Annotated in this window: 10 protein-coding genes; 7 read left to right on the forward strand and 3 right to left on the reverse strand. The window is 70.7% G+C overall.

The window, feature by feature from the left end:
* Window positions 1-106: 106 nt before the first annotated feature.
* Entirely contained in the window at window positions 107-538 is a 432-nt protein-coding gene (locus ACFY12_RS25945) for a DUF3052 domain-containing protein (protein ID WP_390718305.1), read from the reverse strand.
* Between the two features lie 517 nt (window positions 539-1,055).
* On the opposite strand from ACFY12_RS25945, the gene aceE reads away from it, so the two are divergent.
* Window positions 1,056-3,803 carry a pyruvate dehydrogenase (acetyl-transferring), homodimeric type gene (aceE, locus tag ACFY12_RS25950; protein ID WP_390718306.1) on the forward strand — a complete coding sequence of 916 codons (2,748 nt, stop codon included), beginning with the start codon at window positions 1,056-1,058 and terminating at the stop codon, window positions 3,801-3,803.
* Between the two features lie 71 nt (window positions 3,804-3,874).
* On the opposite strand, the gene ACFY12_RS25955 is transcribed toward aceE, so the two are convergent.
* Window positions 3,875-4,312, reverse strand: coding sequence for a peptidase inhibitor family I36 protein (locus ACFY12_RS25955; protein ID WP_390718307.1), 438 nt, complete (start codon window positions 4,310-4,312; stop codon window positions 3,875-3,877).
* A 593-nt stretch (window positions 4,313-4,905) separates the two neighbouring features.
* Entirely contained in the window at window positions 4,906-6,507 is a 1,602-nt protein-coding gene (locus tag ACFY12_RS25960; RefSeq protein WP_390718308.1) for an MFS transporter, read from the reverse strand.
* Window positions 6,508-6,644: 137 nt separating this feature from the next.
* Here ACFY12_RS25960 and ACFY12_RS25965 point away from each other — a divergent pair, with 137 nt between their 5' ends.
* The 6 genes from ACFY12_RS25965 (at window position 6,645) to ACFY12_RS25990 (ending at window position 13,474) form a co-directional block, all read left to right on the forward strand.
* A complete protein-coding gene (locus ACFY12_RS25965; RefSeq protein ID WP_390718309.1) occupies window positions 6,645-7,370 on the forward strand; it encodes a TetR/AcrR family transcriptional regulator in 726 nt (241 codons plus the stop codon).
* 171 nt (window positions 7,371-7,541) lie between these two features.
* Window positions 7,542-8,756 carry an alpha/beta hydrolase gene (locus ACFY12_RS25970; protein ID WP_390718310.1) on the forward strand — a complete coding sequence of 405 codons (1,215 nt, stop codon included), beginning with the start codon at window positions 7,542-7,544 and terminating at the stop codon, window positions 8,754-8,756.
* A 208-nt stretch (window positions 8,757-8,964) separates the two neighbouring features.
* Complete coding sequence (locus ACFY12_RS25975) at window positions 8,965-9,843, forward strand: DUF4429 domain-containing protein (protein ID WP_390718311.1); 879 nt, start codon at window positions 8,965-8,967, stop codon at window positions 9,841-9,843.
* Between the two features lie 102 nt (window positions 9,844-9,945).
* Window positions 9,946-11,367 (forward strand): sensor histidine kinase, encoded by a 1,422-nt coding sequence (locus tag ACFY12_RS25980; RefSeq protein WP_390718312.1) that lies wholly within the window; start codon window positions 9,946-9,948, stop codon window positions 11,365-11,367.
* Complete coding sequence (locus ACFY12_RS25985; RefSeq protein ID WP_390718313.1) at window positions 11,364-12,044, forward strand: response regulator; 681 nt, start codon at window positions 11,364-11,366, stop codon at window positions 12,042-12,044. Before ACFY12_RS25980 ends, ACFY12_RS25985 begins: the two co-directional genes overlap by 4 nt.
* 263 nt (window positions 12,045-12,307) lie before the next feature.
* Window positions 12,308-13,474 (forward strand): alpha/beta hydrolase, encoded by a 1,167-nt coding sequence (locus ACFY12_RS25990; protein WP_390718314.1) that lies wholly within the window; start codon window positions 12,308-12,310, stop codon window positions 13,472-13,474.
* Window positions 13,475-13,577: the final 103 nt, after the last annotated feature.

Raw genomic sequence — 13,577 nt, forward strand, 5'->3', positions numbered from 1 at the left:
GGTGGTGACCACCCTACGAGAAACACGACGGCCCCCGCCGACCGATGCCGGCGGGGGCTGTCGCGGACGCACCGGCCGCGCGGCCGCGCGCTCAAGGCGCAGCGGTTCAGCGCCGCTTCGCCGCAGCCTTCGGGGTCACGAGGCGGCTGCCGCTCCAGTCCTTGCCGGCGCTGACGCTCTTGCTCGCGGTCAGGCCCGCGGTCGTCGCGGCCTCGCTGACGTCGCTGGCCTCGACATAGCCGTCACGGCCGGTCTTCGGGGTCAGCAGGAGGAGGACACCTCCCTCTTCCATGTACGCGATGGCGTCCACCAGCGCGTCGGTGAGGTCCCCGTCGTCCTCGCGGAACCAGAGCACCACGGCGTCGGCCACGTCGTCGTAGTCCTCATCGACCAGCTCGGTGCCGGTGGCCGATTCGATGGCCTCACGGAGCTCCTGGTCGACATCGTCGTCGTAGCCGATCTCCTGGACCACCTGGTCGGGCTTGAAACCCAGCCTTACGGCCAGGTTCGTCTCCGCGTGGTCCGCGGTCGCGCTCACGGATTGCCTCCTGATCATGTTTGGAAGTTGTTCTCAGCCACGCGCATGCGCGAGGCATTGGGCGTAGTCCACACGGGCCGGGCGGATCGCGCAAGTACCCGGCGGTCCAGACCGCCGAAACGGTGACGTTTGGAGGCTTCTCGCCGCATCCACGACCCCAAGGGAACAGCCGGAAGTGATTCATGCCACAGCTTTCTCCTCAGTCTATGGGGTAGACGCGCGTGACTGGTCCCTTCGGGGGCCGGAAGGGTCTGTTCCGGTTCCCGTCCGGCGCCGGACGGCCGCACACGAGGCGCCTTCGGCAGGGGCGTATGGTTGCGATTTGGCCGAGCCGGGAAACGGGCCCTTCAGCACCGTCTCCCAGCAGGTGGTTACCCATCGGTAGAGGTGACGTACCGCTGCGGCTCGGTACACGATGGAAGACGGCGCGGCACCACAGCACAGACCCTATTCGTCCCGTGCGCGGCAGCGACAGCAGTGTGCGGAGTACGACACGACCCGAACACGAAGGAACAGCGTGGCTTCCGGATCCGATCGCAACCCGATCATCATTGGCGGCCTTCCCAGCCAGGTCCCGGACTTCGATCCCGAAGAGACCCAGGAATGGCTCGACTCGCTCGACGCGGCCGTCGACGAGCGGGGCCGGGAACGCGCCCGCTACCTCATGCTCCGGCTGATCGAGCGGGCCCGCGAGAAGCGTGTGGCCGTGCCCGAGATGCGCAGCACGGACTACGTCAACACCATCGCGACCAAGGACGAGCCGTTCTTCCCGGGCAACGAGGAGATCGAGCGCAGGATCCTGAACGCAACCCGGTGGAACGCGGCCGTCATGGTGTCCCGCGCCCAGCGTCCCGGTATCGGTGTCGGCGGCCACATCGCCACCTTCGCCTCGTCCGCCTCCCTCTACGACGTGGGCTTCAACCACTTCTTCCGGGGCAAGGACGAAGGGGACGGTGGCGACCAGATCTTCTTCCAGGGCCACGCCTCGCCCGGTGTCTACGCCCGCGCCTTCCTTCTGGACCGGCTGTCCGAGGCCCAGCTGGACGCCTTCCGCCAGGAGAAGTCCAAGGCCCCCAACGGCCTGTCCAGCTATCCGCACCCGCGGCTGATGCCGGACTTCTGGGAGTTCCCGACCGTCTCCATGGGCCTCGGCCCGCTCGGCGCGATCTACCAGGCCCGGATGAACCGCTACATGGAGGCGCGCGGCATCGCCGACACCTCCAAGTCGCACGTCTGGGCCTTCCTGGGCGACGGCGAGATGGACGAGCCCGAGTCGCTGGGCCAGCTGTCCCTGGCCGCTCGCGAGGGCCTGGACAACCTGACCTTCGTCGTCAACTGCAACCTGCAGCGCCTGGACGGCCCGGTCCGCGGCAACGGCAAGATCATGCAGGAGCTGGAGTCGCAGTTCCGCGGCGCCGGCTGGAACGTCATCAAGCTGGTGTGGGACCGCACCTGGGACCCGCTGCTCGCCCAGGACCGCGACGGCATCCTGGTCAACAAGCTCAACAGCACGCCGGACGGTCAGTTCCAGACCTACGCCACCGAGAACGGCGCGTACATCCGCGAGCACTTCTTCGGCGACGACCACCGCCTGCGCGCGATGGTCGAGAACATGACCGACCACCAGCTCCAGCACCTGGGCCGCGGCGGTCACGACCACAAGAAGATCTACGCGGCGTATGCGGCGGCCAAGGCCCACAAGGGCCAGCCGACCGTGATCCTCGCGCAGACCGTCAAGGGCTGGACGCTCGGCCCGAACTTCGAGGGCCGCAACGCGACCCACCAGATGAAGAAGCTGACGGTCGAGGACCTCAAGCACTTCCGTGACCGGCTGCACCTGCCGATCCCGGACAAGGACCTGGAGGACGGCCTGCCGCCGTACTACCACCCGGGCCGCGACTCCGAAGAGATCCAGTACATGCACGACCGCCGCAAGGGGCTGGGTGGCTATGTGCCCACCCGTGTCGTGCGCGCCGAGCCGCTGAAGCTGCCGGACGACACGGCGTACGCGGGTGCCAAGAAGGGCTCGGGGCACCAGAAGATCGCCACGACCATGGCGTTCGTCCGGATCCTCAAGGACCTCATGCGGGACAAGGAGATCGGCAAGCGCTTCGTGCCGATCGCGCCCGACGAGTACCGCACCTTCGGTATGGACGCGTTCTTCCCGTCGGCCAAGATCTACAACCCGCTGGGCCAGCAGTACGAGGCGGTGGACCGCGAACTGCTTCTGGCCTACAAGGAGTCGCCGACCGGCCAGATGCTGCACGACGGCATCACCGAGGCGGGCTGCACGGCATCGCTGATCGCGGCGGGTTCCGCCTACGCCACGCACGGCGAGCCGCTGATCCCGGTCTACGTCTTCTACTCGATGTTCGGGTTCCAGCGCACCGGTGACCAGTTCTGGCAGATGGCCGACCAGCTCGCGCGCGGCTTCGTGCTCGGCGCGACCGCCGGCCGGACGACGCTGACCGGTGAGGGTCTGCAGCACGCCGACGGCCACTCCCAGCTGCTGGCGTCGACCAACCCGGCCTGTGTCGCCTACGACCCGGCCTACGGCTACGAGATCGCCCATATCGTCAAGGACGGTCTGCGGCGGATGTACGGCGGCAGTGCCGAATTCCCCCATGGCGAGGACGTCTTCTACTACCTGACCGTCTACAACGAGCCGATCCAGCACCCCGCGGAGCCGGCCGACGTCGACGTCGACGGCATCCTCCGGGGTCTGCACCGCGTCAAGCGCGGCGAAAAGGGCGAGCACACCGCGCAGATCCTCGCCTCGGGTGTCGCGGTCCCGTGGGCGATCGAGGCCCAGCGGATCCTCGCCGACGAGTGGAACGTCAAGGCCGATGTCTGGTCGGCGACGTCCTGGAACGAGCTGCGCCGCGAGGCGGTCGAGGCCGAGGAGCACAACCTGCTCCACCCGGAGGAGGAGCAGCGCGTCCCGTACGTGACGCGGAAGCTCCAGGACGCCGAGGGCCCGAAGGTCGCGGTCTCGGACTGGATGCGTTCCGTCCCGGACCAGATCGCCCGCTGGGTCCCGGGCACGTACCAGTCGCTGGGCGCCGACGGCTTCGGTTTCGCCGACACCCGTGGCGCGGCCCGTCGCTTCTTCCACATCGACGCGCAGTCCATCGTCCTCGGCGTGCTCACCGAACTCGCCAGGGAGGGCAAGGTCGACCGGTCGCTGCTGAAGCAGGCGATCGACCGCTACCAGCTCCTGGACGTCTCGGCCGCCGAAGCCGGTGAGGCCGGCGGCGACGCGTAACGCACCGCCACGACATCCGCGGACGACGCCCTCGGCAGCACCCCGCTGCCGGGGGCGTCGTGCGTCCGGCCTCACCTTTCCCAGACCTTGAACGCCCGTACCTGGTACGGGGACCGGGGCACCCAGCTGCCGCCGCCCGGATAGGTGTCGAACTCGGCGGTCTCCGCGCATTCCGCGCTCTGGTAGGTGGTGACCGGCCGGCCGGTGCGGTTGACGAACGAGGCGGCACCGCCGCCCTCGGGCAGCGGGACACAGCTCTCGATCTCGGTGTCGGAGAGCTCATAGGTCCGCCGTTCTCCACCGAAGTCCGCCTGCGGCCAGACGCACAGCTGGCCCGGCGCGCAGTCGTCCGGGGCCGGGGCGGTACGACCTGCGGGGGCGGTACGACCTGCGGGTGTCGCGTGCGCGGCCGGGGTGCCGAGGGCGGGCGGGACGGCGAGCGCGGCGGCCAGTGCGGTGAGGCCGGTGAGGAGCGCGGTGGTGTGGGACGGGCGCGGACGCAGACGCATAGGAATCTCTCCCCCGTGACGTATGACGATGGTGTGCCGCGACGGGCCGGTTGCCCGCGGCGGGTTCGTCATCGAGCTTCGCGGGGCCGCGGCGCGGTCGCCAAGACCGTTCGGGCTCTGCCACCCGGATCAGGTATGTGGACACTGCGTCATGTCGTGAAGTGAGGTGCCGGTGCGCGGAGTTGACGCGGACCGGGTCGGCACCGGGCAGTGCGGAAACCGTTCTCCCGCAGCCCAGCCGGGTCCGGTGCGTACGCACGGCTCCCGGAGGGCGGCGGCCGGGCTCCAGTTCCCGTACCGGCTCATCCGGATGAGGGAATCGCCTAGACGGAATCGGCCCAACTACCGCCGGAAGTACGGCGGATGGGCCAGGAGGCAGGCGGAATCGGCTGGTTGACGCGCGCCGTTGACGTCCGGCACCTCCGGCACCCGCGGCCGGCCGCGAACGCGACGGCGCGCGGCCGGCCGAGAGGTGTCTCGGACCGGCCGCGCGCCGGGATGATGCGGGAGAGTGCGGCCTCGTTGACTGGAAGGCCGGTCAGGCCGGTCAGGCCCGTTCAAACCGGCCAACCGGCCAGGCCCGTTCAGGCTGGTCAGATGTGACCGGCGCCGGCGCCCGCCTCCGCGTTCGCACCGCGCTTGGTGAAGACCGCGACGACGGCCGCGAGGATCGCCACCCCGCAGGCGACCGTGAAGGCCAGCCCCATGCCGGATACAAAGGTGTCATGGGCGACGGAGGTGATCTTCTGGGCGAACTCCGGCGGGGTGCCCTTCGGAACCGGGGCGATGCCCGCCGAGACGGCGTCGGACAGCTGGGACTCCTGCGCGGGCGGGACCGGCGGGAGACCGGCCGAACGCCAGTTGTCCGGGAGCTCGTTGTCGACGCGGGAGGCCATCACGGCGCCGAGCACGGCCGTACCGAGGCTGCCGCCGACCTGCATCGCGGCCTGCTGGAGGCCGCCGGCGACACCGGACAGCTCCAGCGGGGCGTTGCCGACGATGACCTCCGTCGCGCCGACCATCACGGGCGCCAGCCCCAGGCCGAGCAGCGCGAACCAGAGGGACATCGGAGCGGTGGCGGTGTCCGTGTCCAGGCCGGACATGCCGTACATGGCGATGGCGGTCAGGACCATGCCGCCCACCAGCGGGATACGCGGGCCGAGCTTGGTGATCAGGGCGCCCGCGAGCGGGGAGCCGACGATCATCATGCCGGTCAGCGGAAGGAGGTGCAGCCCGCTGTCGACGGGGGACATGCCGTGCACGTTCTGGAGGTAGAACGTCACGAAGAACAGGCCGCCCATGAAGGCGAAGGCCATCAGCACCATCAGGACCGTGCCGGCGGTCAGCGGCACGGAGCGGAACATCCGCAGCGGGATGAGCGGTTCGCGGACCTTGGTCTCCAGGAAGGCGAACAGGGCGAAGAGGACGACCGAGCCGATCAGGAAGCCCCAGGTCTTCATGTCGCCCCAGCCCCACTCCGACGCCTTGATCAGCGGCCAGATGAGGCAGAACATCGCGCCGGAGAGCAGCACGATGCCCGGGATGTCGAACGACCGCGGGGCGTTCTCCGCGCGGTGGTCCTTGAGGATCACCAGGCCCATGACGAGTGCCAGGACACCGACCGGGAGGTTGATGAAGAACACGGACTGCCAGCTGACGTGCTCGACCAGCAGTCCGCCGACTATCGGACCGCCGGCGGTGGAGGCGCCGATGACCATGCCCCAGATGCCGATCGCCATGTTGAGCTTCTCGGCGGGGAAGCTGGCGCGCAGCAGGCCCAGCGCGGCGGGCATGAGCAGCGCGCCGAAGAGGCCCTGCAGCACACGGAAGACGATGACCAGCGTGACCTCATGGGAGAACCCGATGGCACCGGAGGCGACGGCGAAGCCGAGGATGCCGATGAGGAACGTCTGGCGGTGGCCGAAGCGGTCACCGAGCTTGCCTGCGGTGATCAGCGAAACGGCCAGCGCGAGCATATAGCCGTTGGTGATCCACTGGACGTCGGCGAGCGAGGCTCCGAGGTCCTCTTTGATGGCGGGGTTGGCGATGGCGACGATCGTGCCGTCCAGGGCGACCATCATGACGCCGATGGCCACGGAGATCAGGGTCAGCCACGGATGGCCTCGCAGCCCCTTCCGGGGCTCCGGTACGGAAAGGTCCGGCGCGGCGTCGGCGACCGGGGTCTGAGAACTCATGGCATCGAGGCTAATGTCAGCCACTGACAGTTGACAAAGCAATTCATGAGTCGGTAACTGTCATCTCGCTCACAGGTAATCTGAGCAGCGAGAACACCACCAGAAAGACCGAAGAAGGACCGGGAGGGCGGCGCAGAATGGCGAGCCCGATGCCGCATACGGCACCTGCGGACGGCATCCGCGGAACAGCCTCGGACAATCTCCGGCCGGCTCCCGCGGGCGGCCTCCGCGAGCGCAAGAAGCAGCGCACCCGCGACGCCCTGATCCGTGCGGCGCTGGAACTGTTCACGGATCAGGGGTACGAGGCGACGACGGTCGACGAGATCACGGAGGCGGTGGACGTCTCCCAGCGCACCTACTTCCGCTACTTCGCCAACAAGGAGGACGTCGCCTTCGCTGTCCAGGAGATGGTCGAGGCGCGCTTCCTGGCGGAGTTGGAGGCGCGGCCCGCATCCGAGTCCCCGCTGACCGCACTGCGCCGTGCGGTGATGGTCGGCTGGGACGACATCGGCAGCGCCATCGAGTCGGTGATCCCGGTGGAGCTGCACATGCGCACGTACCGGATGATCGAGTCGACGCCCGCGCTGGTCGCCTCACATCTGCGGCGGTCCTCCGAGATGGAGGAGCAGATCGCGCGGCTGATCGCCCGGCGCGAGGGGCTGGACGTCGACACCGACCCGCGGCCGCGGGTACTGGTCGCCGCGTTCGGCGGGGTGATGCGGGTCGCGGGCAAAGTGTGGGGCGAAGGCCCGGACTGCAGTGTGGAGTCCATCCGCGAGCTGACCCGGTCCTACCTGAACCACATGGTCCCGGCGATCGACGACCAGTGGGACCGGCACGACGTCGCGGCGAGCGCTGAGTAACGGGCTCCCGCCGCTGCGCAACCGATTTATCCCCCCATGAGTACGTCTGCGCACGACTGAGCGCGGAAACTGGACGAATTGCGTCCGGTTTGGTCGAAATACCCACCGCGAAACGTGAGATCACTCACGGCCGCCTCAGCCGCCCCGCCGCGTCTCCTAGGGTGGCCCGCAGTGAATTCCTTCTCGGGCCTCGCCCCCTCCTCCGGTTTTCTGCAGTCCGCCGCCTGGCGTGCATCGTTCGCCCTGGTGGTGGTGTTCGTCATGCTCGCCATAACCGGCTGGACGGCCGTCAGAGAATCCCACGAGGACGCCAACCCCCTGGCCACCGCGAGGGCCGCCTGGAGGCACACCACCTTCCTCGGGCGCCCGCTGCCCGACCCCGGCGCCTCCCCGGCCGCGCTCCGCGCCTTCTTCGCCACTCTCGGCCGGGCCGAGAAACAGCAGCTCGCCGCCCGCCACCCGCTGGTCGTCGGCAACATGGGCGGCGCGCCCGTCCAACTCCGTTACCGCGCCAACCGGATGGCCGTCGACGACGCCCGCGCCATAGCGGAGACGCGGATGACCGACGACCGGCTCACCCCCGTCGGCCGCCAGGAGGCGCGCCGGCTGACGCACCGCCTCACCTCGCTGATGAGCCCCGGCCGGCAGATCCTGGCCTTCGATCCGGCCGGCGGGGGCCGGGTCGCCGAGGTCTTCGGCGACCTGCCCGCGGCGAACCGGGTCTCGGTCGTGGTGCCCGGTGTGGACACCAACCTCTCGACCTTCGAGCGCACCGCGCGGGCGACGACCGCCCCCGTCGGCATGGCCCGCTCCCTGTACGACGCCGAGCGGAAGGCCGGCCCGGACAGCCGGACCGCCGTGATCGCCTGGGCCGACTACACCACGCCGGCCGGAGTGGGCGTCGAAGCCGCCACCGGACAGCTCGCCGAGGCCGGCGCGGTCCGGCTGCGGGCGCTGGTGGAGGCGCTGCCGTCCTCCGATGCCGTCTCGCTGTTCTGCCACAGCTACGGGTCCGTGGTGTGCGGCGTCGCCGCCCGTGACCTGCCGTCCAACGTCGAGGACATCGCGGTGGCGGGCAGCCCCGGTATGCGGGCCGGAAACGTCACGGGACTGGGCACGAAGGCCCGGGTCTGGGCCATGCGGGACGCCGACGACTGGATCCAGGACGTGCCGAACCTGGAGGTGGGCGGGCTCGGCCACGGCGCCGACCCGGTCGACCCGTCCTTCGGCGCACGCCTCCTCTCGGCCGACGGGGCCGTCGGACACGCCGGCTACTTCGCGCCGGGGACCCGCAGCCTGCGCAACTTCGCGCTGGTCGGGGTGGGCGCGACCGAGTCGGTGGAGTGCGCCCCGAACGATCCGGACTGCAGCACGGGCCCGGCCTGAGCGCTGATGGGCCGTACGACCAGCGGGCCGCAGGTACGGCCCGGCGCCCGGGGACGGGCCGTACCTGCGGGAACCGCACTCCGTGGCGCGGGCGTCAACCGAGGGAGCGGGCGGCCGTGACACCATGCGACGCGCAGGGTTCCGGCAGGCGCCTTCCAGATGTCCGGAGGGAGGACGGGCGGGCAACCGCCCGCATACGATGAGCCGCATGGGTGATGTGCTGGCCGGTTTTCACGCCGTCTGGGAGTTCGACACCGACTCCGTGCTCATCCGCTTCGAACGGGGGATCCGCAGGCCGAAGCTGTTCCAGGCGCTCGGCGAGCGACGCATTCCGTACGAGGCGTTGGCATCGGTCGAGGTGACCGAGGGCAGACGCGGCACGGTGGTGCTGCGCGCCGTGCCCCGGCCGGGCGCCGATCCGCTGATGGAGGCGGCGAACGGCCAGCTCAAGGAGGACGCCGACCCGTACCGGCTGGTGCTGCCGGCCGAGCGCGGGACGCTGGCCGAGTACTACGCCGACGAACTGCGCACCACACTGGGCCCCGCGGCGAAGGAGCCCGCCGAGCGCCACCTGGTGGCCGCGCCGGACCCGCCGCTGCACTTCAAGGCGTACGACGGCAAAGCCTCCTTCGACGGCAGTTCGGTCGCCTTCCGCTGGTTCTGGACAGGTGCGTCGTCCGCGAAGTGGAAGCGCGGCGACCAGACCTTCACCGTCGGTGCGCTGGCCGGGGTCGAGTGGCGCTCGCCGGAGATCTTCCACGGCTATCTGCGGCTGCTGGAGCGCGAGGCCCAGGAGCCGGCGGCCGGCGAGGCGGACCAGGATCCGGCCGCCGTGGTGTTCGGGCTGGGGTACGGCCCGGTCCATGAGTCGCTGCCGTTCGCGGCCTCGGTGCTGCAGGCCGTCCGCGCCGCGGAGGGCACGGAGCCGCCGCGGGAGGAGCCGGTGCGCCGCCGGACCGGCGAGACGCGCCGGGACCCGGCGGACATCGCGGACCGGATACGGCACCTGGGCGAGCTGCACGACGCGGGGCTGCTGACGGACGACGAGTTCAGCACGAAGAAGGCGGAGCTGCTGGCGGAGCTCTGACGGGCGCACCGCGCGGCCGGGGACTCATACCGTGGTACGAGGCATGGTCCCGGACCCCGGTATGACGCCTCCGCGACCTGGCTCCGCTTACATTGGCTCGCGATGAACGGTCCACCTCAAACCCCTGCAGAGGCCCCACCCGAGCCGGCCGCCGGCCCCGGGCACGGGACGGCCCGCGCCTGGACGCTGCGCGCGGGACGCCGAGCACTGCGCGCAGTGAGCCAGGCGCTGCGCGTCCTCGCTGTCGAGCTCGGCACCCCGACCGAGCCCGGCACCCCCCTTCTCGGCAGTGTCCAGAGCGGCTGGCTGCGCCGCCTGCCGTACCTGATCGCGTTCGTCTTCACGGTCGTCCTGCTGCCGGTGACCATCAACCTCCTCGGCAACGAGTACGGCATGAGCGGCGGGCTGGCCGGCGCGCTGGGCACCGCGCAGACCGTGCCGCTGCTGCTGACGGTGACCCGTCCGCTGCAGGCCTGGTGGGTGATCTTCGCTGCGGATGTGGTCTGTGCTGTGGTGCTCCTCGGCACAGACGGCGTGACGGGGCGGCCCTGGCCCTGGACGCCCGCGGCGATCGTCGGCTACCTCGTGCTGATGCTGGCGCTGTCCCTCCGGGAACGCCGCCGCACCCTGACCGCCGTCTGGCTGACGACCGGTGCTGCAGGCATCCTCCTCGAGACGGCCGCCCCTAACGGCATCCAGAGCACCTGGGTGCTGATGTTCGTCCTCGCCGGTGTGATGCTGCTGATGGGCGCCACACTGCGGGAACGGGGCGACGCCCAGCGGAAACTGCTCGAGCAGGAGACCATCAGCGAGGCCGAGCGGGCCCACCGTACGCTGCTGGAGGAGCGCACCCGGATCGCCCGCGAGCTGCACGACGTCGTTGCCCATCACATGTCGGTGATCACGGTCCAGGCGGACAGCGCGCCCTACCGGATCAGCGGGATCCCCCAGGACGCCGTGGACGAGTTCGGGTCCATCGCGTCGACCGCGCGGGAGTCGCTGGCGGAGATGCGGCGGCTGCTCGGGGTGCTGCGCAGCGAGGAGACGGAGCGGCACGGCGGTCCGGAGAAGGCCCCGCAGCCCGGGATCCGGATGCTGCCGAAGCTGGTCGAGGGCACGGTACGGGCCGGTGTGCCGGTCGAGTTGGTGCTGCCCGAGGAGCAGGTGGTGCTCGAACCGGCGGTGGACCTGTCCGCGTACCGCATCGTCCAGGAGGCGCTCGCCAATGTGGTGCGGCATGCCCCGGGCGCGCGGACCAAGGTGTCCGTGATGACGTCGGTGGACGGCTCGCGGCTGACGGTGCTGGTCGTCAACTCCGCGCCGCCCGCCCCGTCCGAGCCGCTGGAGAGCACCGGCACCGGCCATGGTCTGATCGGTATGCGGGAGCGGGTGCGCCTGGTGGACGGCTCGCTCGACACCGGGCCGCTGCCCGGCGGCGGCTTCCGCGTCGCCGCGCTGCTGCCCCTCTCCCCGCCGCCCTCGTCCGCCTCCCCTCTCTCCGCGAAGGACTCCGACCCGCTATGACCACGCGCGTGATCATCGTCGACGACCAGGCCATGGTGCGTGCGGGGTTCGCCGCGCTGCTCGCCGCACAGAGCGATATCGATGTGGTGGGCGACGCACCGGACGGAGTGCAGGGTGTGGCGCTCAGCCGGCGCACCCACCCCGACGTGGTGCTGATGGATGTCCGGATGCCGGAGATGGACGGGCTGGAGGCGGCCCGGCAGCTGCTCGACCCGCCGGCCGGCGTCACCCACCGGCCGAAGGTACTGATGCTGACCACCTTCGATGTGGACGACTACGTCTATGAGGCGCTGCGCGCGGGCGCCTCCGGGTTCCTGCTCAAGGACGCGCCGCCGGCCGATCTGATCTCCGCGGTCCGCGTGGTGGCGGCCGGGGAGGCGTTGCTCGCACCGTCCGTGACCCGGCGGCTGATCGCGGACTTCGCCCGCCGGCGGCCGGCCCCCCGCAAGGACCGGGCCTCGCTACGGCTGAACGGCCTCACCCCGCGGGAGACCGAGGTTCTGGAGCTGATCGCCCGCGGGCTGTCCAACCAGGAGATCGCCGACACGCTGATCCTCGCCGAGCAGACCGTGAAGACCCATATCGGCCGGGTGCTGGCCAAGCTGGAACTGCGGGACCGGGCCCAGGCCGTGATCTTCGCGTACGAGTCGGGGCTGGTGGCGCCCGGGGAGCAGTAGGAGAGGGAGCGATAGGAGGGAGCGGTAGGACATGCCGTACGGACCGGCACGCCCTGGCATTGCCTACCTGCCTACCTGCCTCCCTGTCCTCTGTCCTCTGTCCCCCTGCCTCACTCCGCCCCTCGTCCCTCCCCGGTACTAGGGGCGGTCCGCACCCCCTACCCCGGTATCACCCCGGAGTTGGCTCCGCGGTGTGACGCAGCGTCATCCACCTTCTCCCTACGTTTCCCTCCGCCACACCAATGGAAGAGGGAGACACCACCATGTCCGTGCTGCGTACCGCCATCCGTCGCAGCAGGCGCACACTCGTCGGCGCCGCGCTCGCGGCGGTCCTCGTCGCCGGGACCGGCGGCTGGGCCGCCGGGACCACGCAGACCGCCGTCACCGGCCCCGCGCCCGGTGCGGCCGCCTGGCGCGCCGACGAGTCGCTCGGCGTGCGGCTGCCGGATCCGGAGACCACCCGGCCGGCCGATGTCGCCCGCTTCTTCGCCTCGTTGACCGACACCCAACGGCACGCTCTCGCCGTCCGGCATCCGCTCACCGTGGGAAACCTCGACGGCGCGCCGGTCACCCTGCGCTACGAGGCCAACTCGCATGCGATCACGGCGGAACGGGACCGTCAGCTGGCCCGCGCCACCGACCCGGCCGGCGCCCCGGAGGATCACCGGCAGGCCAGGAAGGCGGCCGACCGCTGTGCCGCGCTGCTCACCCCCGGCCGCCAGATCCTCGCCTTCGACCCGCGCGGCCGAGGCCAAGTGGCCGAGGTCTACGGTGATCTGACGACCGCACAACGCACCGCGGTGATCGTCCCCGGCTCGGACATCGACCTGGATTCGTTCGACCGCGCCACGGACCGGTACGGCACACCGGCCGGGATGGCCAGGTCTCTGCGTACCCAGCTGGCAGCCGACGCGCCGGGGACCCGTACCGCGGTCATCGCCTGGGCCGGGTACACCACTCCGGTCGGTCTCGGCCCGGATGCCGCCACCGGCCGGCTTGCCGAGGCCGGTGCGCCACGGCTGGTCCGTCTGTTGTCGGGGCTGGCGGCCGTCGGCACCCCGGCGCCTGCCGTGCTGTGCCACAGCTACGGCTCGGTGGTCTGCGGGCTGGCGGTACCGAGGCTGGACCGCGGCGCCCTCACCGACCTGGTCGTCTTCGGCTCCCCCGGTATGCGCCGGGACAGTGCGGCGGAGCTGCACACCACGGCGCGGGTCTGGGCGGCACGCGACGCGTCCGACTGGATAGGCAACGTCCCGAACGTCGAACTGCTGGGCCTGGGCCACGGCACGGACCCGACCGACCCAGCCTTCGGCGCCCGCCGGGTCTCCGCCGAAAGGGCCGAGGGCCACACCGGCTACCTCGCCCCCGGGACGGACTCCCTGCGGAACTTCGCGGCCATAGTGCTGGGCCGCTACGGCGACGTGCGCTGACGTCGCCCGTCCGGCCCGCCCCGGCGCTCCGCCCCCACCGGTTCGACGCAATCCGCTGGTTCCACGAACTCACCTCCACTGGTTCCACGAACTCAAGGACGCC

Source organism: Streptomyces sp. NPDC001339, assembly GCF_042895955.1.
Classification (GTDB): domain Bacteria; phylum Actinomycetota; class Actinomycetes; order Streptomycetales; family Streptomycetaceae; genus Streptomyces.